The sequence below is a fragment of the Leclercia sp. W17 genome (assembly GCF_003336325.1).
In the GTDB taxonomy this organism is placed as follows: domain Bacteria; phylum Pseudomonadota; class Gammaproteobacteria; order Enterobacterales; family Enterobacteriaceae; genus Enterobacter.
On the sequence record NZ_CP031101.1, the window covers coordinates 707,036 to 731,347 of the forward strand.

Annotated in this window: 22 protein-coding genes; 11 read left to right on the forward strand and 11 right to left on the reverse strand. The window is 56.7% G+C overall.

What is annotated here, in order from left to right:
- Positions 1-40: 40 nt before the first annotated feature.
- Positions 41-1,390: a quorum sensing histidine kinase QseC gene (gene qseC / locus DVA44_RS03560; RefSeq protein WP_114385746.1), complete on the reverse strand. Its 1,350-nt coding sequence runs from the start codon at positions 1,388-1,390 to the stop codon at positions 41-43.
- Positions 1,387-2,046: a quorum sensing response regulator transcription factor QseB gene (gene qseB, locus DVA44_RS03565; RefSeq protein ID WP_114385747.1), complete on the reverse strand. Its 660-nt coding sequence runs from the start codon at positions 2,044-2,046 to the stop codon at positions 1,387-1,389. The genes qseC and qseB overlap by 4 nt, the downstream gene beginning before the upstream one ends.
- Positions 2,047-2,185: 139 nt before the next feature.
- Between qseB and DVA44_RS03570 the strand changes: the two genes are divergently transcribed.
- The 5 genes from DVA44_RS03570 to DVA44_RS03590 all read left to right on the forward strand — a co-directional run bounded on the left by DVA44_RS03570 (position 2,186) and on the right by DVA44_RS03590 (position 9,635).
- Positions 2,186-2,587 carry a YgiW/YdeI family stress tolerance OB fold protein gene (locus DVA44_RS03570; RefSeq protein WP_103176969.1) on the forward strand — a complete coding sequence of 134 codons (402 nt, stop codon included), beginning with the start codon at positions 2,186-2,188 and terminating at the stop codon, positions 2,585-2,587.
- Positions 2,588-2,707: 120 nt separating this feature from the next.
- Positions 2,708-4,966: a DNA topoisomerase IV subunit A gene (gene parC, locus DVA44_RS03575; protein WP_103822864.1), complete on the forward strand. Its 2,259-nt coding sequence runs from the start codon at positions 2,708-2,710 to the stop codon at positions 4,964-4,966.
- Positions 4,967-5,088: 122 nt separating this feature from the next.
- On the forward strand, positions 5,089-5,826 hold the full coding sequence (gene plsC / locus DVA44_RS03580; RefSeq protein ID WP_103180982.1) for a 1-acylglycerol-3-phosphate O-acyltransferase: 738 nt from the start codon (positions 5,089-5,091) through the stop codon (positions 5,824-5,826).
- Between the two features lie 58 nt (positions 5,827-5,884).
- Positions 5,885-7,297, forward strand: a complete 1,413-nt coding sequence (gene ftsP, locus DVA44_RS03585; RefSeq protein ID WP_103822863.1) for a cell division protein FtsP — start codon at positions 5,885-5,887, stop codon at positions 7,295-7,297.
- Between the two features lie 163 nt (positions 7,298-7,460).
- A complete protein-coding gene (locus tag DVA44_RS03590; RefSeq protein ID WP_114385748.1) occupies positions 7,461-9,635 on the forward strand; it encodes a YgiQ family radical SAM protein in 2,175 nt (724 codons plus the stop codon).
- An 86-nt stretch (positions 9,636-9,721) separates the two neighbouring features.
- On the opposite strand, the gene dkgA is transcribed toward DVA44_RS03590, so the two are convergent.
- Complete coding sequence (gene dkgA / locus DVA44_RS03595; RefSeq protein WP_103822861.1) at positions 9,722-10,549, reverse strand: 2,5-didehydrogluconate reductase DkgA; 828 nt, start codon at positions 10,547-10,549, stop codon at positions 9,722-9,724.
- Positions 10,550-10,654: 105 nt separating this feature from the next.
- Positions 10,655-11,818, reverse strand: a complete 1,164-nt coding sequence (yqhD, locus tag DVA44_RS03600; protein ID WP_114385749.1) for an alcohol dehydrogenase — start codon at positions 11,816-11,818, stop codon at positions 10,655-10,657.
- 195 nt (positions 11,819-12,013) lie between these two features.
- On the opposite strand from yqhD, the gene DVA44_RS03605 reads away from it, so the two are divergent.
- The gene (locus tag DVA44_RS03605) at positions 12,014-12,913 is read left to right on the forward strand and encodes an AraC family transcriptional regulator (protein ID WP_103822859.1); all 900 of its coding nucleotides are present in this window, start codon (positions 12,014-12,016) and stop codon (positions 12,911-12,913) included.
- Positions 12,914-13,001: 88 nt separating this feature from the next.
- Here the strand turns inward: DVA44_RS03605 and yghB are convergent, their stop codons facing one another.
- Together yghB and metC are read right to left on the reverse strand one after the other, a co-directional pair.
- Positions 13,002-13,661, reverse strand: coding sequence for a DedA family general envelope maintenance protein YghB (yghB, locus tag DVA44_RS03610; RefSeq protein ID WP_103176962.1), 660 nt, complete (start codon positions 13,659-13,661; stop codon positions 13,002-13,004).
- 141 nt (positions 13,662-13,802) lie between these two features.
- On the reverse strand, positions 13,803-14,990 hold the full coding sequence (gene metC, locus DVA44_RS03615) for a cystathionine beta-lyase (protein WP_114385750.1): 1,188 nt from the start codon (positions 14,988-14,990) through the stop codon (positions 13,803-13,805).
- Positions 14,991-15,241: 251 nt separating this feature from the next.
- Here metC and exbB point away from each other — a divergent pair, with 251 nt between their 5' ends.
- Complete coding sequence (gene exbB / locus DVA44_RS03625) at positions 15,242-15,973, forward strand: tol-pal system-associated acyl-CoA thioesterase (protein WP_114385751.1); 732 nt, start codon at positions 15,242-15,244, stop codon at positions 15,971-15,973.
- A 6-nt stretch (positions 15,974-15,979) separates the two neighbouring features.
- On the forward strand, positions 15,980-16,405 hold the full coding sequence (exbD, locus tag DVA44_RS03630) for a TonB system transport protein ExbD (protein ID WP_114316790.1): 426 nt from the start codon (positions 15,980-15,982) through the stop codon (positions 16,403-16,405).
- A gap of 104 nt (positions 16,406-16,509) precedes the next feature.
- Here exbD and DVA44_RS03635 read toward each other — a convergent pair whose 3' ends face one another.
- From DVA44_RS03635 to DVA44_RS03645, 3 genes are all read right to left on the reverse strand, one after another.
- The gene (locus DVA44_RS03635) at positions 16,510-17,406 is read right to left on the reverse strand and encodes an SDR family oxidoreductase (protein ID WP_103822857.1); all 897 of its coding nucleotides are present in this window, start codon (positions 17,404-17,406) and stop codon (positions 16,510-16,512) included.
- 133 nt (positions 17,407-17,539) lie between these two features.
- Positions 17,540-17,992, reverse strand: a complete 453-nt coding sequence (locus DVA44_RS03640) for a cytoplasmic protein (protein ID WP_103176957.1) — start codon at positions 17,990-17,992, stop codon at positions 17,540-17,542.
- Positions 17,985-18,389, reverse strand: a complete 405-nt coding sequence (locus DVA44_RS03645; RefSeq protein WP_114385752.1) for a hypothetical protein — start codon at positions 18,387-18,389, stop codon at positions 17,985-17,987. The genes DVA44_RS03640 and DVA44_RS03645 overlap by 8 nt, the downstream gene beginning before the upstream one ends.
- Positions 18,390-18,494: 105 nt before the next feature.
- On the opposite strand from DVA44_RS03645, the gene DVA44_RS03650 reads away from it, so the two are divergent.
- Entirely contained in the window at positions 18,495-18,998 is a 504-nt protein-coding gene (locus tag DVA44_RS03650; protein WP_114385753.1) for an ESA_00282 family adhesion-associated protein, read from the forward strand.
- An 81-nt stretch (positions 18,999-19,079) separates the two neighbouring features.
- Positions 19,080-19,568, forward strand: coding sequence for a TIGR00645 family protein (locus tag DVA44_RS03655; RefSeq protein WP_103176954.1), 489 nt, complete (start codon positions 19,080-19,082; stop codon positions 19,566-19,568).
- 90 nt (positions 19,569-19,658) lie between these two features.
- Here the strand turns inward: DVA44_RS03655 and DVA44_RS03660 are convergent, their stop codons facing one another.
- Positions 19,659-20,699, reverse strand: a complete 1,041-nt coding sequence (locus DVA44_RS03660) for an aldo/keto reductase (RefSeq protein WP_103822853.1) — start codon at positions 20,697-20,699, stop codon at positions 19,659-19,661.
- 83 nt (positions 20,700-20,782) lie between these two features.
- On the opposite strand from DVA44_RS03660, the gene yghX reads away from it, so the two are divergent.
- The gene (yghX, locus tag DVA44_RS03665; protein WP_103176952.1) at positions 20,783-21,670 is read left to right on the forward strand and encodes a YghX family hydrolase; all 888 of its coding nucleotides are present in this window, start codon (positions 20,783-20,785) and stop codon (positions 21,668-21,670) included.
- Between the two features lie 42 nt (positions 21,671-21,712).
- Here yghX and DVA44_RS03670 read toward each other — a convergent pair whose 3' ends face one another.
- A complete protein-coding gene (locus tag DVA44_RS03670) occupies positions 21,713-24,295 on the reverse strand; it encodes an autotransporter outer membrane beta-barrel domain-containing protein (RefSeq protein ID WP_246843599.1) in 2,583 nt (860 codons plus the stop codon).
- Between the last annotated feature and the right edge of the window lie 17 nt (positions 24,296-24,312).

Below are 24,312 nucleotides of genomic sequence, written 5' to 3' on the forward strand. Positions count from 1 at the left end.
CAAAATGTGCAAAGTCTTTTGCTGTAACAGCAATAATTCCCTACCAGCCGACGGTGACGGCAAAGCCGCCCTCCGGCGCATTCCCGAGTGTTACCGTCATTCGATGCAGGGCGGCAATCCGTTTGACGATAGACAACCCCAACCCGCTGCCGGTTTGCTCCTGTCCTGGCGGGCGATAGAAGCGTTCGCCGATCCGCGCCAGCGCCTCGGAGGCAATGCCCGCTCCGTTGTCACGGACAGTAAAACTGCGGCTATCCAGCGTAACCTCCACCACACTGCCGCGCGGGCTGTAGCGGACGGCGTTATCCAGCAGATTGCGCACCAGCAGGCTCAGCAGCAGCTGCTGGCCAGGGCGGGTGACCTGCGGGGCGTTGATATTCAGGCGCATCTCGATCCCGGCCTGCTGCGCCGAAGGGTAGATCTCCATCACCGCCGACTGGAGAACATCGGCCAGCACCAGGGATTCCACGTCATCGAGGCTCTCCAGCGAATCCAGGCGCGACAGGGTCAGGAGCTGCTCAACCAGCCGCGATGCCCGGTCGATACCGGCGTGTAGCTGGTTCAGCGCTTTGCCCTGCGCCTCAGGATCGTCCAGCGACAGCTGCGCCACGTCGGTCTGCACTTTCAGGGCGGTGAGGGGGCTGCGCAGTTCATGGGCGGCATCGGAGGTAAAGCGGCGCTCGCGGGCCATCATCTCCTGGGTGCGGGCGAAAAGATGATTCAGCGCATCGAGCAGCGGGCGAACCTCAACGGGCACGCCGTGGGTCGGCAGGCGGTCAGTGGCATCCGGTGAGCGGAGGCGCAGGGTTTGCGCCAGCTTTTTCAGCGGATGCAGTTCCCGGCTCAGCAAGACGATAAGCAACAGCAGCATCACCGGCAGCGCCACCAGCCAAGGCGTGAGCTGCGATCGCACCACGTCCAGCGCCATCTCCTGACGGTACTCCCGCTCCTGGCCGACCACCACCCGGTACTTGCCGTCCGGGGCGGTGAGCCAGAGGAAGCGCCATTCGTCGTTATCGTCGTTGAGCTGGCCGTTATCAAACCCTTCCCGGCGATAGTGATACGGAATATCGCGCCCGTTTTCGCCGTCGTTAAGCACCATTTTGCCCTCGGGGGTGTAGATGGCGAAGGCCAGCGCATCGTCATCCAGATGGCCGTGACGGGCTTTTTTCGGCACCTCGCGCATGCGTTCCGGGGCTTTGAGCTCGTCGAGATCCATGGTCAGCAGCCTTTTGGCAAACAGCATCTGCTGGGTGTCAAACAGCTTATCGAGCTTATCGGTGGTCTGGTGCCAGGCGACGATGCTCGCGGCAAACCACGCCGTCAGCGACAGGGCTAAGAACAGCAGCGTCAGGCGCAGCTTGAGGCTGAGGCGTTGGGTCAGTTTCATGCGTCACCCAGGGTATAACCGATGCCGTGCACGGTGCGGATAACATCGCTGCCGAGCTTGCGGCGCAGATGGTGTATGTGGACTTCTATGGCGTTGCTGGAGACGTCGTCATCCCAGGTATAGAGCTTCTCTTCAATCAGCTTCCGCGGCAGCACGCGGCCTGCGTTGCGCATCAGGAGTTCCAGCAGGGCAAACTCTTTCGGCTTCAGCACCAGCGTTTCGCCGTTCAGCGTGGCGACGAGGCTGGTGGGATTGAGCGTGATCTTACCGTGGCGCAGTTCGCTATGCGCCTGCCCGTGGCTGCGGCGCACCAGCGCCTCCAGGCGGGCGGCCACCTCAATCAGGGCGAAGGGTTTACAGAGATAATCGTCAGCCCCCAGGCGCAGCCCCTCGACGCGCTGATCGAGCGCATCCCGCGCGGTTAATATCAGCACCGGTTCGTCGCGCCCCTGTGCCCGCCATTCGCGCAGGATTTGTAGCCCGTCGAGGCCGGGCAGCGTCAGGTCGAGTACCACGGCGTCGTAGGGGGCGCCGTAGAGCGCCGCGCGGCCCGTTTCGCCGTCGGTGAACCAGTCCACGCAAAAGCCCATTTTCGTCAGCCCGGCTTTAATGCCATCGCCAATCAGCCTGTCATCTTCTACCAGTAAAATGCGCATGTTTCCCTCCCTGATGCCGTCAGTAAACCCTCTGTTACGCACAGCTGTACAGTAAAAAAATTTAAATTTTCCGCTTAAGAAGTTGTTAAGGTTTACCCTGTTTAATGGATTGCGAAACGACATTAAAGGGAGAGTTAAGATGAAAAAAATCGCTGCTATTGCTGCCATCATGATGATCACCTCCGCGCCGGTGTTTGCGGCACAGGGTGGATTTAATGGCCCATCCGCGACGGCAACCCAGACGCAAACCCAGCAGGGCGGGTTTGTCGATAATGACGCTAACCTCACCACGGCGCAGAAGGTCAAGGATATGAAGGATGACAGCTGGGTGAAACTGCGCGGGACGATTACCGAGCGCCTCTCTGACGACCGTTATACCTTCCGTGATGAGAGCGGCACGGTAACGGTGGAGATCGACAATAAACACTGGAACGGCCAGACCATTACGCCGCAGGATAAGGTTGAGCTGCAGGGCAAGGTCGATAAAGAGTGGAACGATTTCGAAATCGACGTGAAACAGGTTATCAAGCTGAATAAATAACCCATCAAGGGGCCGTTATTCCGGCCCCTTTTTCTTTGTGACTCGACTCGCCAGATAAGGTAGTATCTGCGGCAATATTGCCTGAAACCAACTGGTTTCTGAGTTGAGGAATCCCATTTAATGAGCGATATGGCAGAGCGCCTCGCGCTACATGAATTCACGGAAAACGCCTACCTGAACTACTCCATGTACGTCATCATGGACAGGGCGTTGCCGTTTATCGGAGATGGCCTGAAACCCGTTCAGCGCCGCATCGTTTATGCGATGTCTGAGCTGGGACTGAATGCCAGCGCCAAGTTTAAAAAATCCGCCCGTACCGTGGGTGACGTGCTGGGTAAATACCATCCGCACGGCGACAGCGCCTGTTATGAAGCGATGGTGCTGATGGCCCAGCCGTTCTCCTACCGCTATCCGCTGGTCGACGGCCAGGGGAACTGGGGGGCGCCGGACGATCCGAAGTCGTTCGCGGCGATGCGTTATACCGAATCCCGTCTCTCTAAATATGCCGAACTGCTGCTCAGCGAGCTGGGGCAAGGCACCGTGGAGTGGGTACCGAACTTCGACGGTACGCTGCAGGAGCCGAAAATGCTGCCTGCGCGTCTGCCGAACATTCTGCTGAACGGCACCACCGGCATTGCCGTCGGAATGGCGACGGATATCCCGCCGCACAACCTGCGTGAAGTGGCGAAAGCGGCCATCACCCTGATTGAACAGCCGAAGACCACGCTGGACGATCTGCTGGATATCGTGCAGGGGCCGGACTTCCCGACCGAAGCGGAGATCATCACCTCCCGCGCGGAAATCCGCAAAATCTACCAGAACGGTCGCGGCTCGGTGCGTATGCGCGCGGTGTGGACCAAAGAGGATGGCGCGGTGGTGATCACCGCGCTGCCGCACCAGGTCTCGGGCGCGAAGGTGCTGGAGCAGATCGCCGCCCAGATGCGCAATAAAAAGCTGCCGATGGTGGACGATCTGCGCGATGAATCTGACCACGAAAACCCGACCCGTCTGGTGATCGTGCCGCGTTCCAACCGTGTGGATATGGAGCCGGTGATGAACCACCTGTTCGCCACCACCGATCTGGAAAAAAGCTACCGTATCAACCTGAACATGATCGGGCTGGATGGCCGCCCGGCGGTGAAAAACCTGCTGGAGATCCTCACCGAATGGCTGACCTTCCGCCGCGATACGGTGCGCCGTCGTCTGAATCACCGTCTGGAGAAAGTGCTTAAGCGCCTGCATATCCTCGAAGGTTTGCTGGTGGCGTTCCTCAACATCGACGAAGTGATTGAGATCATCCGTACCGAGGATGAGCCGAAGCCGGCCCTGATGTCGCGCTTTGGCATCAGCGAAACCCAGGCGGAAGCGATCCTCGAGCTGAAACTGCGCCATCTCGCGAAGCTGGAAGAGATGAAAATTCGCGGTGAGCAGAACGAGCTGGAAAAAGAGCGCGATCAGCTGCAGGCGATCCTCGCCTCCGAACGCAAGATGAACAACCTGCTGAAGAAAGAGCTGCAGGCTGACGCCGATGCCTTCGGCGATGAGCGTCGCTCTCCGCTGCACGAGCGCGAAGAAGCGAAAGCGATGAGCGAGCATGACCTGCAGCCGTCCGAGCCGGTGACCATTGTGCTGTCACAAAGCGGCTGGGTGCGTAGCGCCAAAGGTCATGATATCGACGCGCCGGGTCTGAGTTACAAAGCGGGCGACAGCTTCAAAGCCGCCGTGAAGGGCAAGAGCAACCAGCCGGTGGCCTTTATCGACACCACCGGGCGCAGCTACGCCATCGACCCGATTACGCTGCCGTCAGCGCGCGGGCAGGGCGAGCCACTCACTGGCAAGCTGACGCTGCCGCCAGGGGCGACCATTGAGCATATGTTGATGGAAGGCGATGAGCAGAAGCTGCTGCTGGCCTCCGATGCGGGTTACGGCTTCATCTGTACCTTTAACGATCTGATCTCGCGCAACCGTGCGGGCAAGGCGTTGATTAGCTTGCCGGATAACGCCCGGGTCATGGCCCCGCTGGTGATTGAAGACGAGAACGACATGCTGCTGGCGATCTCCGCCGCGGGCCGCATGCTGATGTTCCCGCTCAGCGATCTGCCGCAGCTGTCGAAAGGCAAAGGCAATAAGATCATCAACATCGCCGCGGCGGATGCGGCAAAAGGGGAAGACAGCCTGGCGCACCTCTTTATTCTGCCGCCGCAGAGCACGTTGACCATCCATGTGGGTAAACGCAAAATCAAGCTGCGCCCGGAAGAGCTGCAGAAAGTGGTGGGCGAACGTGGACGCAAAGGATCGCTGATGCGTGGCTTGCAGCGCATTGACCGTGTAGAGATCGACTCTCCACACCGCGCGACATCGGGCGACAACGAAGCGTAACAGAGCACCTCCCCCTCCGCTCAGGAGGGGGACTCGTGAAAAACATCCGTTATAGAAACAAAAGAGTTACCCGCTAACAGTTGCAGTATAATCGTCAACTGTCAGGGGTTTTTGAGGTCGCTATGCTATTAATTGTTCGTACCATTCTTGCCGTTATCTACTGCATTCTGGTCTGTATCTTCGGCTCTGTTTACTGCCTGTTCAGCCCGCGTAATCCAAAACATGTCGCCACCTTTGGCCACATGTTTGCCCGTCTGGCGCCGCTGTTTGGCCTGAAGGTGGAAACGCGTCTGCCGGAAGGGGCAGAGAAATTTGGTAACGCTATCTATATCGGTAACCACCAGAATAACTACGATATGGTGACCGCAGCGAAAATCGTGCAGCCGCCAACCGTCACTGTGGGTAAGAAAAGCCTGCTGTGGATCCCGTTCTTCGGCCAGCTCTACTGGCTCACCGGCAACCTGCTGATTGACCGTAACAACCGGGCCAAAGCACACGGCACGATTGCCGAGGTGGTGAACCACTTCAAAAAACGCAAGATCTCTATCTGGATGTTCCCGGAAGGGACCCGCAGCCGGGGTCGTGGCCTGCTGCCGTTCAAAACTGGCGCATTTCATGCCGCAATTGCGGCAGGCGTACCGATTATTCCAGTGTGTGTTTCCAACACATCGAATAAGATAAACCTGAATCGTCTGCGTAACGGTCTGGTCATCGTAGAGATGCTGCCGCCGGTCGATGTCAGTAAATATGGCAAAGACCAGGTACGCGAGCTGGCGGCACATTGCCGCGAATTAATGCTGAATAAAATCGCTGAGCTCGATAAAGAAGTCGCAGAGCGAGAAGCTGCTGGCAAGGTTTAAGCCGGCTTAAAGGGAAAACGAATTCCCGTGTGTTAGTGCGTTTATAGATGGAGCCATTATGTCACTCAGTCGCCGTCAGTTTATTCAGGCATCGGGGATCGCCCTTTGTGCAGGCGCGGTTCCGCTGAGGGCAAACGCCGCCGGGCAGCAGCAGCCGCTGCCCATTCCGCCGTTACTAGAATCCCGCCGCGGGCAGCCGCTGTTTCTGACGCTACAGCGCGCCCACTGGTCGTTCACTCAGGGTACCCGGGCTTCGGTCTGGGGCATCAACGGACGTTACCTCGGCCCGACGGTGCGCGTCTGGAGCGGCGATGACGTCAAACTGATCTACAGCAACCGTCTGGCGGAGAACGTCGCCATGACCATCAGCGGGATGCAGGTGCCGGGCCCGCTGCTGGGCGGTGCCCCGCGCATGATGTCCGCAAGCGCCGACTGGGCACCGGTTCTGCCGGTCCGCCAGCGCGCCGCGACCCTCTGGTATCACGCCAACACCCCAAACCGCACCGCGCAGCAGGTCTACAACGGTCTGGCCGGGATGTGGCTGATAGAGGATGAGGTCAGTAAATCCCTGCCGATCCCGAACCACTACGGGGTGGATGACTTCCCGCTCATCATTCAGGACAAGCGGCTGGATAATTTCGGTACGCCGGAGTACAGCGAGCCGGGCAGCGGCGGTTTTGTGGGTGATACGCTGCTGGTCAACGGCGCGCAAAGCCCCTATGTCGAGGTGTCACGCGGCTGGGTACGCCTGCGTCTGCTGAATGCCTCCAACTCGCGTCGCTATCAACTGCAGATGAGCGATGGTCGCGCGCTGCACGTCATTGCCGGGGATCAGGGCTTTTTACCGGCTCCGGTGTCGGTTAAACAGCTGGCGCTGGCGCCGGGCGAGCGACGCGAAATCCTGGTGGACATGACCAACGGCGAAGAGGTGTCGATCACCTGTGGCGAGGCGGCGGGCATCGTTGATCGTCTGCGCGGTTTCTTTGAGCCGTCGAGCATTCTGGTCTCGACGCTGGTGTTAACCCTGCGTCCAACCGGTCTGCTGCCGCTGGTGACTGATACCCTGCCGATGCGCCTGCTGCCGGAGGAGATCCTGAGCGGTACGCCGGTGCGCAGCCGGGATATCAGCCTTGGCGACGACCCGGGCATTAACGGCCAACTGTGGGATGTGAACCGCATCGATATTACCGCCCAGCAGGGCTCCTGGGAGCGCTGGACGGTGCGCGCCGACAGGCCGCAGTCGTTCCATATCGAAGGGGTGAGTTTCCTGATCCGCAACGTCAACGGCGCCATGCCGTTCCCGGAAGACAGAGGCTGGAAGGATACCGTCTGGGTCGACGGGCAGGTGGAACTGCTGGTCTATTACGGGCAGCCTTCCTGGCCGCACTTCCCGTTCCTGTTCCACAGCCAGACGCTGGAGATGGCGGATCGCGGCTCGGTGGGGCAAATGTTAATCAATCCGGCACCGTAAAACGTGCCGGGTGGCGGCTTCGCCTTACCCGACCTACAGGCCGTAGGCCCGGTAAGCGAAGCGCCACCGGGCATTAACATCCCCCGCACAATACTCCTTCATTTCCCACAATGATCCAGCGTATAATCCCGCTCCTTTTGTCTATTTTTTCTTCGGAAGCATTATGAGCGCAATTTCCCTGATCCAGCCGGATCGTGACCTCTTCTCCTGGCCGCAGTACTGGGCGGCCTGCTTTGGACCGGCGCCTTTCCTGCCGATGTCTCGTGAAGAGATGGACCAACTTGGCTGGGACAGCTGCGACATTATCCTGGTGACGGGTGATGCTTACGTCGATCACCCGAGCTTTGGTATGGCGATCTGCGGTCGCATGCTCGAAGCCCAGGGCTTCCGCGTCGGGATCATTGCCCAGCCTGACTGGAACAGCAAAGATGATTTTATGCGCCTCGGTAAGCCGAACCTCTTCTTCGGCGTTACCGCGGGCAACATGGACTCGATGATCAACCGCTACACCGCCGACCGTAAGCTGCGTCACGACGACGCCTACACCGCGGATAACGTGGCGGGCAAGCGTCCGGATCGCGCAACCCTCGTCTACACCCAGCGCTGCAAAGAGGCCTGGAAAGATGTGTCGGTCATCCTGGGTGGCATCGAGGCGAGCCTGCGCCGTACCGCGCACTACGACTACTGGTCTGATACCGTACGCCGTTCGGTGCTGGTGGACTCCAAAGCCGATATGCTGATCTTCGGCAACGGCGAGCGTCCGCTGGTGGAAGTGGCGCACCGTCTGGCGCAGGGCGAACCGGTGGGCGACATCCGCGACGTGCGTAATACCGCGATCATGGTGAAAGAGGCGCTGCCGGGCTGGAAAGGGGTGGATTCCCGTATCATCGATATGCCGGGCAAAATCGACCCGATCCCGCATCCGTACGGCGAAGATCTGTCGTGTGCGGATAATAAGCCGGTTGCGCCGAAGAAAGCCGAAGCAAAAGCTATCGTGGTGCAGCCGCCGCGTCCGAAGCCGTGGGAAAAGACCTACGTGCTGCTGCCATCCTTTGAGAAGGTAAAAAGTGACAAGGTGCTCTACGCGCATGCGTCCCGTATTCTGCACCATGAAACCAACCCGGGCTGTGCCCGTGCGCTGATGCAAAAGCACGGTGAGCGCTACATCTGGATTAACCCGCCGGCAATCCCACTCTCTACCGAAGAGATGGACAGCGTGTTTGCGCTGCCGTACAAACGCGTGCCGCACCCGGCGTACGGCAACGCCCGTATCCCGGCGTACGAGATGATCCGCTTCTCGATCAATATCATGCGTGGCTGCTTCGGGGGCTGCTCTTTCTGTTCGATCACCGAGCATGAAGGGCGCATTATTCAGAGCCGCTCTGAAGACTCCATCGTCAACGAGATCGAAGCCATTCGCGACACGGTACCGGGCTTTACCGGCGTCATCTCCGATCTGGGTGGCCCAACCGCCAACATGTACATGCTGCGCTGTAAGTCGCCGCGCGCGGAGCAAACCTGCCGTCGTCTCTCCTGTGTCTATCCGAGCATTTGCGAACATATGGACACTAACCACGAACCGACGATCAACCTCTACCGTCGTGCCCGCGATCTGAAAGGCATCAAGAAGATCCTCATCGCTTCCGGGGTGCGTTATGACATCGCTGTGGAAGATCCGCGCTACATCAAAGAGCTGGCGACCCACCACGTGGGCGGCTACCTGAAGATCGCCCCGGAGCATACCGAAGAGGGGCCATTATCGAAGATGATGAAGCCGGGGATGGGGAGCTATGATCGCTTTAAAGAGCTGTTCGATACCTATTCGAAGCAGGCCGGGAAAGAGCAGTACCTGATCCCATACTTTATCTCCGCACACCCGGGCACGCGTGATGAAGACATGGTGAACCTGGCCCTGTGGCTGAAGCAGCGTCGCTTCCGTCTGGATCAGGTGCAGAACTTCTATCCGTCGCCGCTGGCGAACTCAACCACCATGTATTACACCGGCAAGAACCCGCTGAGTAAGATTGGCTATAAGAGTGAAGATGTGGTGGTGCCGAAGGGGGACAAACAGCGTCGCCTGCATAAAGCCCTGCTGCGTTATCACGATCCGAAAAACTGGCCGCTGATCCGCCAGGCGCTGGAAGAGATGGGCAAAAAGCACCTGATTGGCTCACGCCGCGACTGTCTGGTGCCTGCGCCAACGGTTGAAGAGATGCGCGAAGCGCGCCGCCAGAACCGCAATACACGTCCGGCCCTGACCAAGCACACGCCAATTGTGCATCAGCGTTCGAACGGTGGGGCGAGCACGAAGAAGAGTGTAAAACGTAAGAGCGGTTAAACCGCATTGCCCGGTGGCGCTGCGCTTACCGGGCCTACGCTCTGATATGTAGGCCGGGTAAGGCGAAGCCGCCACCCGGCTTTTTACTAACCGCCAAACTGGTCCGGATCCGGGCCTAAACGCTTGCCTTTATCCAGCTTCGCAATTTCACCCAGTTCATCTTTATCCAGGCGGAAATCCCACACGTTGAAGTTCTCAGCGATGCGCGACGGGGTGACCGATTTCGGGATCACCACCAGACCGCAGTCCAGATGCCAGCGAATGACAATCTGTGCCGGGGTTTTGCCGTACTTATCGGCCAGGTCGCGGATAATTTTCTGATCGAATACCCCTTCGCCGCCCTGGGCCAGCGGGCTCCAGGATTCGGTCTGGATCTTGTGGGTCGCATTCCAGGCATGCAGCTGGCGCTGCTGCATCAGCGGGTGCAGTTCAATCTGGTTGATCACCGGGGCGACGCCCGTCTCATCAATCAGCCGTTGCAGATGGTGAACCTGGAAGTTACAGACCCCGATGCTTTTTATCAGCCCGGCTTTTTGCAGCTCAATCATCCCCTTCCAGGCATCGACGTAATGGTCGATAGCCGGAACCGGCCAGTGCATCAGATAGAGATCGACGAAATCGAGTTGCAGCTTGTCCAAGCTCTCCTGCAGGGCTTCTGCCGGACGCTTCTGGTCGTCGTTCCACAGCTTGGTAGTAATGAACAGCTCTTCGCGGGGTACGCCAGCGCTGGCAAGGGCCTTGCCGACGCCCTCCTCATTTTTGTAGGCGGCAGCGGTATCAATGGAGCGATAGCCGACTTCCAGTGCTTTATGAATGGCGGAGACGACCTCGTCGTTACCGGCTTTCCATACGCCGAGCCCCAACTGGGGCATTACGTTGCCATCCTGAAGCTTGATTACGGTTTGGTTTGCCATTTTTCCTCCTTCATTGGACATCCACCAGGAGTGATCCCCTGGTGGCGTATGTGCATTAAGCCTGGCCTAAATGCCGAAAAACGGAAGGCAATCGCGTAAAATCAGTTAGCGAGCGGCCTCGTAAATACGGCGGCTTACATCGAGAGTAATGTCATGATGTTCCCCGATTTGCGTCATGCCGTGCTCCTCGAGTTTTGCCAGCAGGGCAGGGATGGAACTGCCGTCCAGACCGTAGCCGGAGAGACGCGTCGGAACACCCAGCTGCTCGAAGAAGTTGCGGGTGGCTGCGATAGCCGCATCGATACGCTCATCTTCAGAACCGGCAGTAATACCCCAGACGCGCTCAGCGTACTGCAGCAGCTTGCCACGTTTGGTGTCGCGTTTTTCATTCCACAGCGCAGGCAGAACCACGGCCAGGGTCTGGGCATGATCGAGGCCGTGCATCGCCGTCAGCTCGTGGCCCAGCATGTGGGTTGCCCAGTCCTGCGGCACGCCTGCGCCAATCAGGCCGTTCAGCGCCTGAGTCGCAGCCCACATCACGTTGGCGCGCACTTCGTAGTTTTCTGGCTCTTTCAGCGCCAGCGGGCCATCTTCGATCAGGGTCAGCAGAATGCCCTCGGCGAAACGATCCTGAATTTTGGCGTTTACCGGGTAAGTAACGTACTGCTCAACGGTGTGGACAAAGGCATCCACCACGCCGTTCGCCACCTGACGCGGCGGCAGGGTGTAGGTGTAAACCGGATCCAGCACCGCAAACACCGGCTGCACGTGCTCGTTCATAAAGGCCTGCTTGTCGCCGGTGGTTTTACGGGAGATCACCGCGCCTTTATTGGACTCGGAGCCGGTCGCTGGCAGGGTCAGTACGGAGCCCATCGGAATGGCGCTCTTGATGTCGCTGCCGCCGGTTTGCAGGATGTGCCACGGGTCGATGGTTTCATCGTAATGGGCCGCCGCGGCAATGAACTTGGTGCCGTCCAGCACCGAACCGCCGCCCACCGCCAGCAGGAATGTGATCTGCTCGTCGCGGGCGATTTTTACGGCCTTCATCAGCGTTTCGTAAGAGGGGTTTGGCTCAATGCCGCTGAACTCACGCACATCCATGCCTTCCAGCGCGGAGTAAACCTGATCCAGGACGCCATTCTTCTTCACGCTACCGCCGCCATAGGTAATCAGGACGCGGGTATTGGCCGGGATCTGCTCGCGCAGATCGGCAATGGCGCCTTTACCAAACAGGATGCGGGTTGGGGTATGCAGATTAAAATTGTTCATTGTTCGTTCCCTTTGGTGGGTGAAAAAACAGGGCGGCACAGAGAGCTGCCTGATGGTGCTCATTGTGGCGAGCGTACGCGCTCCTCTCAATGCACATTCCTGCCGTTGTCTTGCCCATTTCTACACAGTGCTGGAGAAAATGGGAAAAAATGCGCACACTGCAGGCGTCGGAAAACGTACCCGGAGTGAGAGAAGATGAAACGTGAAGCAGTCTGCCTGCAGCTAACGGAACAAATTAAGAAACTGAAAGATAATGAAAATTATCTTGATACGCTGCTGCCGGATGTTCGCCTGCTGTACGGGACTCAGCCCTACGCCCGCACGCCGGTGATGTATCAGCCGGGTATCATTTTTCTCTTTTCTGGCCACAAAATTGGCTATATCAATGAGCGGGTATTTCGTTATGACCCCAACGAATATCTGCTCCTGACAGTACCTTTACCCTTTGAATGTGAAACTTTCGCGACAGAGGCGGTGCCGCTGGCAGGTATTCGCTTAAATATCGATATCCTGCAACTGCAGGAGCTGCTGATGGACATTGGCGAAGACGAACTGTTTCGCCCGTCGATGGCGGCGAGCGGCATCAACTCCGCCACGCTGACGGATGAGATCCTCTGCGCCATTGAACGTCTGCTGGACGTGATGGAGCGGCCGCTGGACGCGCGGATTCTGGGTAAGCAGATCGTGCGCGAGATCCTCTACCACATCCTGCTGGGGCCGGGCGGCGGGGCGCTGCTGGCGTTGGTCAGTCGTCAGACTCACTTCAGCCTGATTGGACGGGTACTGAAACGCATCGAGAGCCAGTACACCGAAAACCTGAGCGTGGATCAGCTGGCGGCGGAGGCCAACATGAGCGTCTCGGCGTTCCACCATAACTTTAAGTCGGTAACCAGCACCTCGCCGCTGCAGTATCTCAAGAGCTACCGCCTGCATAAGGCGCGAATGATGATGATCCACGACGGTATGAAAGCGAGCGCCGCCGCGCTGCGGGTAGGCTATGAAAGCGCCTCGCAGTTCAGCCGGGAGTTCAAGCGCTACTTTGGCGTGACGCCGGGGGAAGATGCGGCGCGGATGCGGATGATGCAGGGGATGTGATTGACATGTAGGCCGGGCAAACGCAGTGCCGCCCGGCGCTTTTCCCCGGAGGCGCTACGCTTACCGGGGCTACAACGACAGCAGCGTCTCAGGCGTTGCAGTACTTCTTACGGATCACCACTACAATCGTTCCCACCAGCCCTGCGACCAGCAGGAAAATCGGCAGGATCATCAGGAAGGTCATGACCTGATCTTCGTGGCGTTTAACGAACGGGATCATGCTCAGGGCATAGCCAAAGGTAGTCACTACACCGACCCACAGCAGCGCGCTCAGCCAGTTAAAGAACTGGAAGCGGCGGTTAGAGAGCCCGGAGATGCCAGCCATGGTTGGCAGCAGCGTACGCACAAAGGCCAGAAAACGCCCAACCAGCAGCGCCAGCAGGCCGTGACGATCGAACATGCAGTTCGCCCGCTGATGGTATTTATGCGGCAGCTGTGCCAGCCAGCTTTTGACCACCCGCGTATTGCCGAGCCAGCGGCCCTGCAAATAGCTGAGCCAGCAGCCCAGGCTGGCGGCTGAAGTAAGGATCACCATCGTGGGGGTAAAGTCCATGACCCCTTTACCGATTAACGCCCCTGCCAACAGCAGCAGACTATCCCCCGGTAAAAAGGAGGCGGGCAGTAACCCATTTTCCAGAAACAGCGTGGCGAACATAACGAAATAGACAATCCCAACCACGTGCGGATCCGCCAGTGCTGCAAAGTCGTGTTGCCAGAGTGCAGCGATAATATCTTGAATAACAGCCATGGGCTTTCCTGTGGAACAGCATATATAAAGCTATTGTACTCCCTATTTCGTCGGCGGGCTTTGATCGCAGACGCAACAAATCAGACTTTTCTGCACTTAACGTGGAGAAAAGTGTCCGCGGAGTGTGTTTGTAGCCCTGCGCTATTCGATACGCGCAAACCCGGCCTCTAAATCGGCGATCAAATCATCGACGTTTTCCAGGCCGATATGCAGGCGGATCAGGGTGCCGGTAAAGTCCACTTTGCCGCCCGGACGCAGGGCCGCAATCTGCTCTGGCTGGTTCGGCAGGATCAGCGACTCAAAGCCGCCCCAGGAGTAGGCCATGCTGAACAGCGAAAAGTTATCCAGGTAAGCGGCAAGTTCGTCATTGCTCAGGCGTTTATTAAGCACGAATGAGAACAGGCCGCTGCTGCCCGTGAAGTCACGTTGCCAGAATTCATGCCCGACGCTGCCCGGCAGCGCCGGATGGTTAACCCGCGCCACCTGGGGATGCTGCGCCAGCCACTGCGCAACTTGCACGCTGCTTTCATGATGTTGACGCAGACGCACACCGAGAGTGCGCAAGCCGCGGCTGGTCATATAGGCGGTGTCGGCATCCACCATCTGGCCCATCAGATAGGCGTTCTCACGCAGCTGCTCCCAGCAGCGGGCGTTGGAAACCGCGGTACCAATCATGCCATCAGAGTGGCCAATCAGGTACTTCGTCGCCGCCTGAATCGAAATGTCGATACCAAAATCGAGCGCCTTGAACAGCACTCCCGCCGCCCAGGTGTTATCAATCATGATGATAGCCTCCGGCGCTTTGCTGCGTACCGCCTGCACAATGGCTGGCACATCATGCACTTCCATAGTGATAGAGCCGGGTGATTCCAGGAACACAATCCGGGTGTTGGGCTGGATCAGATCGGCGATGTTCGCGCCAATCTGCGGATCGAACCAGTCGGTAGTGACCCCTAGCTTGCTGAGGATTTTGGTGCAGAAGTCTTGGCTTGGCTCGTAGGCGGTGTTGGTCATCAGGATATGGTCGCCCTGTTCGACGAAGGCCAGAATGGTATTGGCCACCGCCGCTGCGCCGCAGGGGAAGAGCGCACAGCCCGCGCCGCCCTCCAGCTCGCACATCGCTTCCTGTAGCGAGAAGTGGGTCAGCGTGCCGCGACGCCCGTAAAACAGCTCACCGTTGGCCCGGTTACGGGTGGCGTGCTTTTTCGCCTCAACGGTATCAAACACCAGCGACGAGGCGCGTTGGATGACGCTGTTCACGGAACCAAGGGTATATTTTTTACTGCGTCCCGCCTGGACAAGGGTGGTATCAAGATGCTTCTCTTTCATATCTGCACAACCTGTTTTTATACGTCTGGACGTCCACACTACCACGAAAGTAAAAATGGTCACGTTAGCGGTAGTGGGTTCAGCGGAAAATTTTTTAAAATTTGTTTCCGGGAAATTTTTCCTGCGTAAGCGCAAGGAAAATGAAACGAATTTACGGCACTATGTAAATACTAATGAGAACTACTATCAATTCGACGTTGTTTTGATATTATTATGCTCAGATTTTGTGATTTGCGTCCTGGAGATACCGAGTGGGTAATAATTTGATGCAGACGGACCTCTCCGTCTGGGGTATGTATCATCATGCCGACATCGTGGTGAAGATTGTCATGATCGGCCTGATTCTGGCGTCTGTCGTCACCTGGGCTATTTTCTTTAGCAAGAGCGTAGAGCTTCTTTCCCATAAACGTCGCCTTAAGCGCGAGCAGCAGCAGCTGGCCGAAGCCCGCACCCTGAATCAGGCGAGCGACATGGCCGCCTCTTTCCAGGCGAAGAGCCTGACCACCCTGTTAATCAACGAAGCGCAGAACGAGCTCGAACTTTCTGCAGGCAGTGAAGACAACGAAGGGATTAAAGAGCGTACCGGCTTCCGCCTTGAGCGTCGCGTTGCGGCCGTTGGCCGTCATATGGGACGGGGTAACGGTTACCTGGCGACCATCGGCGCGATTTCGCCGTTCGTCGGTCTGTTCGGTACTGTCTGGGGCATCATGAACAGCTTCATCGGCATCGCCCAGACGCAAACCACCAACCTTGCGGTTGTGGCACCCGGCATCGCCGAAGCACTGCTGGCAACGGCCATTGGTCTGGTAGCAGCAATCCCGGCAGTCGTTATCTATAACATCTTCGCCCGTATGATTGGCAGCTACAAAGCGACCCTCGGCGACGTTGCCGCCCAGGTTCTGCTCCTGCAAAGCCGCGATCTGGACCTCAGCGTCAGCTCGGCTAAGCCGATTCGTTCTGCTCAGAAATTTCACGTAGGTTGATTCGTCATGGCAATGCGTCTTAATGAAAATCTGGACGATAACGGCGAAATGCACGAAATCAACGTGACGCCGTTTATCGACGTTATGTTGGTTCTGCTGATTATCTTCATGGTGGCGGCGCCGCTGGCGACCGTAGACGTGAAGGTGAATCTGCCTGCATCATCCAGTCAGCCGCAGCCGCGCCCGGAAAAACCGATTTATCTCTCTGTCAAAGCCGATAAATCTATGTTCCTCGGCAACGATCCGGTGACCGATGAGTCGGTGATCCCGGCGCTGAACGCCCTGACCGAAGGCAAGAAAGACACTACCGTCTTCTTCCGGGCTGACAAGACCGTTGACTACGAAACCATGATGAAGGTAATGGACACGCTGCACCAGGCGGGTTACCTGAAAATTGGTTTAGTCGGCGAAGAGAAAGCGGCGGCGAAATAAAGAGAAACGGCAACCCACGGGTTGCCGTTTTTGTATTTGCCGGATGGCGCCTGCATGCGAAACGTAGGCCGGGTAAGGCGAAGCCGCCACCCGGCACTGCACCATCAGCCTAAATGTTCCCCACCGCATACGCCGTGCACTTCTGCCGTCACGTAGCTGGACTCCTGACTTGCCAGATAGACATAGACCGGCGCCAGCTCTGCAGGCTGCCCTGCACGTTTCATCGGCGTCTGCTGACCAAACTGCGGGAGCTTCTCCTGAGGCTGACCGCCGGAGACTTGCAGCGCCGTCCAGATAGGACCCGGGGCGACCACGTTGACGCGCACGCCGGTCTCTGCCACCTGTTTCGCCAGCCCGCGGCTGAAGTTGAGGATAGCCGCTTTAGTGGAAGCATAGTCCAGCAGGTGCGGGCTCGGCTGATAGGCCTGAATTGAGGAGGTGGTGATAATGCTCGACCCGGCGGGCAGCAGCGGCAGCGCCTCCTGGGTAATCCAGAACAGGGCCAGCACGTTCACGGCATAGGTCTGCTTAAACTGCTCGGTGGTGATATCGGCAATCTTTTCCACCGCCACCTGCTTACCGGCTACCAGCGCCAGCACATCCAGCCCACCCAGCTCCTGATGGGCTTTATGTACCAGCGAGCGGGCAAATTGTTCATCGCTCAGGTCGCCAGGGATCAGCACCGCTTTGCGCCCGGCCTCTTCGATAAGCTGCTTAACCTGCTGGGCATCCTCTTCTTCGTCGGGCAGATAGTTAATGGCGACGTCTGCTCCTTCACGCGCGTAAGCGATGGCGGCAGCGCGTCCAATCCCGGAATCGCCCCCTGTCACCAGTGCCTTACGATCCTGTAGTCTGCCGCTGCCTTTATAGCTCTTTTCGCCGCAGTCCGGCACCGGGTCCATCTTGCTCTGCAGCCCCGGTACAGGCTGTTTCTGCTTGGGATATTCGCCGGTGTAGTACTGGGTTGTCGGATCCTGAATTTTGCTCTGAGAGTTTGCCATAGGTGTTCTCCTTGAGGGGTTAATCAGACTTTAAGCTTAGGAGAATCAACTGGGCTGTGAGGATTATTCAGGATAATCCTTAAAAAAAATGGGCTGAGGAGAAACAGGCGAGACGGCAGGGTTCGGCGAGAGGTTACGGCTTTTGCGGTGGGATGTCCGCTTTCGCGGCCAGCACCTCTTCATTCAGCGCAACGGTGGTCACGCTGGTGGTGCGATAGCCTTCATCAGCCAGCTTACGGGTGACGCGCAGGGTCGCGGTTTCACGTGCCAGGATATATTGATAATTGGTTTCCAGGCGCGCCAGTATTTTTTCTTTTAAATCTGGGCGCTGTTGCATAATGGCGTTTATTGTCGCGCCGTAGATCTCTTCTTTTACCTGCAACGGATAAATTTCACGACGATTCTGCCATTTCAGACGCACCAGCCCGGCCGGAATGGAGAGCAGATCTTTAGCAATTCTTTGTATTTCAGCGTTTTTAATCTCTTTAAGCGCGGCAAGGTTTTGCTCTAAGATAAATTCATCGCTTTTTTTGTCATCTAAAGCCAAATAAACGTTGTTGTTATCAACATCCTTCACGTTATTCATCCTCTAGCGTATAAAACACAGGCGTGTTTTTTTCGCAGGTAATAAGATTCAACCAGATTTCATTACCGGCTTCGTTAATCTCATCGGTTTTTTCCGCCAATATTTGACTTAGTGCCTGGGCATCTATTTCCCCCTCCGCCTGCAAATCATTCAACAGCCGGGCGAACACCTCGATTTTAACTACCCGAAATAAGCGGTCTTTAATATGCCGATCGTGCTCTTCAAGCAACATATTGCGGGAGTTACCGGTACGGGTAACGCCAATTAATATATCTGGCGCATAATCAGCGAGTGTTCTTTTCCCCTTAGTGAAATTGGCATTGCTTTCTGCTTCTGGCGGTTTTGGTTCCACGGAAAACATGTGAAACTTGGCCGGAACCAGATTGTCGGGCAACATTTTATATTTCCTTTAATTTCAAAGGGGTAGGGTTGTCTGGAGTGTGAGATTCGTTGACAATAACATGAGGCAAATTTAAAATCAAAAAAAATGGAGCCTGCCTATATGAACAGCATTTTTTATACTGTCATTACTTTGTTATTGCTTACCGCCGTGGTTCTTTTATTGATGCGCGAGTTCAATAAAAGTAGCGATGTGGGAAGCACGCACGTCCCGCCTCAGCCGGAGCGAATGTCAAAAGAAGAGGGCGAAGACCATTTTTCAGTGTTAATGAATGCGATTACGCCGGTTTGGTACTGGCGTGTTAATCATGAATATATTGATTTCCTCCATGCCACAATTAAACGAATGAATATGGTGGAAATAAATAGCATTCCTGACCTGTTTGAGGCGCAGCGCCGTTGCAGCGATCTTAACTCGGCGGTCTACAAATATTACGACAATATCAAGAAGCGCTGCCTGAACGGCGAAAAAGTGTCGCACACCGATCTGGAGGTGATGAACCTGCGCCAGTGTTTTCGCGAGTTCAGCCTGGAGGCGTATCCATCGCTGGTGGAGCTGGTGTGGCCTGAGTATCAGCGTCCGGTGGTAAAGCCTGAGCAAGTGTAGGGGATCTGTTGTTTAGTTGTTGCAAACAATTTGGGCCATTGCGATATACTGCACACTGGTTTCGTTTGCAGACAGGACTCTATGGAACGCTTTTTTGAAAACGCAATGTATGCCTCCCGCTGGTTGTTAGCCCCGGTCTATTTTGGCCTCTCGCTGGCGCTGGTGGCGCTCTGTATTAAATTCTTTCAGGAAATTTTTCACGTTCTGCCGCATATTTTCAGCATCGCTGAATCCGACCTGATCCTGCTGTTGCTGTCGCTGGTGGATATGACCCTGGTGGGCGGCCTGCTGGTAATGGTGATGTTTTCTGGCTACGAAAATTTCGTCTCGCAGCTGGATATCTCCGCGGATAAAGAGAAGCTGAGCTGGCTTGGCAAAATGGATGCCTCGTCGCTGAAAAACAAAGTGGCAGCGTCGATTGTGGCGATCTCTTCCATTCACCTGCTGCGGGTGTTTATGGATGCCAAAAATATCCCGGACAACAAGATGATGTGGTACGTGATAATCCACCTCACGTTTGTGCTGTCGGCGTTTGTGATGGGGTATCTGGACAAGCTGAGCCGCAAATAAGACAAAACGCCTGATGACGCTGCACTTATCAGGCCTACGGGGATCCTATAGGTCGGGTAAGCGCAGCGCTACCCGACCCTTTTCCTGAAACTACTTATCCGAAGAGGCCTGCCACAGATTCAGCTGCCCGTCGGCCACATGCTGGTCAATCCGCTGTAACTCCTCTTCGCTAAAGTGCAGGTTATTCAGCGCCTGCACGTTCTCCTCCAGCTGCTCTGTCCGGCTGGCGCCAATCAGTACCGAGGTGACACGCTCATCTTTCAGCAGCCAGCTCAGCGCCATCTGCGCCATCGTCTGTCCGCGCGCCTGGGCCATCTCATTGAGCAAACGCAGGCTGTTCAGGTTGGCTTCGGTCAGCATGTTCTCCGTCAGGCCGCGTGCCTTTTTGCCTTCGCGTTGCATGCGGGAGCCGTCAGGGATGCCGTTCAGGTATTTTCCGGTCAACAGCCCCTGGGCCAGCGGCGTAAAGGCGATGCAGCCGGTGCCGTTAGCGGCCAGGGTATCCAGTAAGCCGCTCTTGTCCACCCAGCGGTTAAGCAGGTTGTAAGAGGGCTGATGAATAAGCAGCGGGATTTTCCACTCGCGCAGCAGCTCCGCCATTTTCTGCGTCCGCTCCGGTGAATAGGAGGAAATGCCGACGTACAGCGCTTTCCCGCTCTGCACCGCCTGCGCCAGCGCAGAGGCGGTCTCCTCCATTGGTGTGTTTTCATCGACCCGGTGCGAGTAGAAGATATCCACATACTCCAGCCCCATCCGCTTCAGGCTTTGATCGAGGCTGGCGAGCAGATACTTGCGTGAGCCGCCCGCACCGTAAGGCCCCGGCCACATGTCATAGCCCGCTTTGGTGGAGATAATCAGTTCGTCGCGATAAGCCGCGAAATCGTCGCGCAGCAGGCGGCCAAAATTTTCCTCCGCGCTGCCCGGCGGTGGGCCATAGTTATTGGCGAGATCGAAATGGGTGATGCCGCAATCGAAGGCTTTTCGCAGCAGGGCGCGCTGTGAGTCGAGAGCGTGGACGTGGCCGAAGCTGTGCCACAGGCCGAGTGACAGGGCGGGTAAGCGCAGGCCGCTTTTACCGCAGTAACGGTACTGCATCGTCTCGTAGCGGTCAGGGGAGGCGTTCCAGGGCATGATGTCTCCTTTCTTAGTGATTGATTTTCGAAACAGCGTTTCTATTCTAACCTTAGTTCGTTCACAATTCATGGAGATATGCGATGACGCGTATGACCGCCAAAGACTTTCCTCAGGAATTGCTCGACTACTACGACTATTACGCTCACGGCAAAATCAACAAACGTGAGTTCCTCAATCTGGCTGCCCGTTATGCAGTTGGCGGCGTCACGGCGCTGGCGCTGTTCAATATGCTTAAGCCCAATTACGCCCTTGCAGAGCAGGTGAAGTTTACCGACCCCGACATTCTGCCCGAATACATCACCTATCCTTCACCGGACGGCCATGGCCAGGTGCGCGGCTACCTGGTGAAACCGGCCAAAGCCACCGGCAAAGTGCCGGCGGTGGTGGTGGTCCACGAAAACCGCGGGCTCAATCCCTATATTGAGGATGTGGCGCGTCGGGTGGCCAAAGCGGGCTACATCGCCCTGGCACCGGATGGCTTAAGTTCGGTGGGCGGTTACCCCGGCAACGATGAGGAGGGGAAAATCCTGCAGCAGAAGGTCGATCCGACGAAGCTGATGAACGACTTCTTTGCCGCCATCGGGTTTATGCAAAAACACCCGGACGCTACCGGTAAAGTGGGGATCACCGGCTTTTGCTACGGCGGCGGAGTGTCTAATGCCGCTGCAGTCGCCTGGCCAGAGCTGGCCTGCGCGGTCCCTTTTTATGGCCGTCAGCCACCAGCGGCGGACGTCGCCAAAATTAAGGCGCCGCTGCTGCTGCATTACGCCGAGCACGACAAGAATGTTAACGAGGGGTGGCCTGCTTATGAGGCCGCGCTTAAAGCTAACGGTAAGGTGTATGAAGCCTGGATCTATCCTGGCGTAAATCACGGATTCCACAACGATTCTACCCCGCGTTACGACGAACCCGCAGCCGAATTAGCGTGGAAAAGAACCCTGGGATGGTTTGAGAAATATTTGAGTTAAGAAAATACCCGGCAGCCTGAGGCTGCCGGGTAGGCGTGGTCATCAGAAGCTGTAGCTCATACCTGCCTGAACACTGGCGTCGTTATCGACATCGCCTGTGCCATAGTAAATGCCGGTATTCAGCGAGAAGTTGTGCGCAATAGTGGCATTCACGCCCGCACCAAACATTCCCATGCTGTTGTTATGACCTTCGGTGTTGTGATAATCCGCCGCCTGGATATCGGTATCATCGCTGAACTCTTTCTGCACGCGGGCATCCAGCCATGGCATGATCTGCACGTTTTTGTTCAGATCGGTCAGGGTGGTGGTCAGACGCAGACCTGCGCCGCCGTTCCAGGAGGAGACCTGGCTGTCAGCAAAGGTCACTTCTCTGTCGGAGAAGCCGTTAGCTTTGGTCTGATCCCAGCCGAGGATGGCGTACGGTTGCAGCACGGTTTCGCCCGGCAGCATCACGTTCACCCCGGTACGAGCCTGAGCCATATACAGGCTACCGTCTGTGGAGCCGTGCAGCGCTTCGGTCATTCCGCTGGTGTCACCAGTGACGTTATGGGCGGAGAGGGAGTAGCGCATATCGCCATAGCTGAAGCTGGCGTCGGCGAACATGCCCCACTGACGACCGTTCAGCGCCTGCTGCCAGCCGCCGTACAGGCTGTAGTAATTGCCATAGACGGTGTCCTTGAAGCTGTCCGGGCCGTTGGCGGTATCTTCAACGCGGCTGCGGGTCCAGGCCAGCGCCACGCCTCCGGTTACGCTGTCCCCGTTAGCGAGGTATGCCGTCCAGTCAACGCCGCCCTGTGCGCCCTGAGTGATGCTCTTGTAATCCACATCGTTGCTGAAGTTACCGTTCTGATAGAGGAAATCACCCCACAGCTGGGCCCCTTCCTGCTGTTCACCCGTCAGGCCAGCAAAGTGCAGGCGATCCAGGTGGCTGGTGATGTCATCGGTAACCTGATGGCCTGCCTGTTCGGCCGCATCCAGACCGGCGACTAACCCCTGGACATCGCTGGCCAGTGCGCCACGTGAGCTGCTAAAGACAATATTCCAGTTCTGGCTACTATCGGCGGTGAGCAAGCCCTGCGGCGCAGTATCAGCGGCCACAATGCTCAGGTCATTGTTGTAGTTATAGGCTGCGCTGCGGTTTTCAACCTGCTGCTGACCGTTGCTGAAGGTCGCATTGGCGGCCGTTTGCGGCGTGGTGGTTGCCGTAGACGTGGTAAAGGTCCCCAGCACAATATTTTGCTGATTGATCGCCGAAGAGGTGATGTTATTGACCACTACGGCGTTACGGGAGCCGGTGATCTGGCCGAAGTTGACCCGGCTGTCGGTGCTCATGTTCACTACGGCATTACTACCGGTAGTGTCGGCGGTCAGGGTGGAGCCGTTTTGCAGACTCCATGTGGTGGAATCGTTAATGGTGTCGAGGCTGATGCTGTTGTCACTGGTGGTATTTACGGTTTCAAACTGATTAATTTGCCCGGAAATAGAGCTGCCAGCATCCATCGACAGGGTATCGTTGCCGTCCCCGCCGGTGACATTACCGGTGACGTGAGAATCATTCACCAGCACCACGGTGTCATTGCCTGTGCCGGTCGTAATATTGCCGTCAACGTTAGCACCGTTTTGCAGGGTGATAGTGGTACCGCCGCTGTTCTGGCTGGCGTTCAGGTCGCCATTAATGGTGCTGTTATCCACCAGAACGGTATTGGTGGAGTTACCGCCCAGCGTAACATTGCCATTTACGACGCTGTTATTGGTGAACGACAGGTTGGTCTGGCCTTTTTCATTAATCACGCCAATGTCGCCGGTCACGGTGCTGTTGTTCAGCGCCAGCGTATCCTGCGTGGTACCGTACATTGCCACGACCAGGTCGCCAAAGGCATCAACATTGATATCCTGGAAAGGTTTGTACTGGCTCAGCGTCTCTACAATGGTATCGAACTTTTGCGCCACCTGGCTGTTAGTGGCATCCACGATGGCGTTAGTCAGGGTAAGGGAGGTATCGGATTTGTCGCTGCCGACATAGATGCCGCCATTGTCCATGATGCTGTCGCTCATGGCGATGGTTTGGGTGCCCTGGCCAGCGCTGATAATACTGCCATGCAGCGCGCTGCCGTTGCTGATATTTACGTCGTGGTACCCTGCATCGAGCGGATCGAGATAGATGGCAGCGCCCATCATATAATCTTTGTCTCGCTGATAGGTCCCGTCGCTGTTCTGGCCGTTCAGGGTGGAGTCATTGACGTTGATCGTTGTATTGGTGGTTTTTAATGTAGAACCGACTTCGATCATATCCACTTTGGCATTGTCAGTGACGTTAATATTCACGGTACCGCCATTGCTTCCCTGAATATAATAACCTGACATGTCAGTGCCGGTAACGGTTAAGGTCTGCGTATCTCCTGTTTTACGGTGGCCATCCATATAAATATTGGTTGCCGTTTCATTCGCCATAACGGCGTCAGTGACGCCAGGATCCTGATAGAATTGGCCGTCTTTATATTCGGAAAGACCGCAGGTCTGGGTGGTGTCACCATTCTGGCAAGGCGTGGCAGGGGTCTCACCTGCCTGGGCAGCAAAAGACGCAAGTGACAGTAATACACACTGCGACAATAAGGTTCTTTTCATTGAAATACGCATTTTTC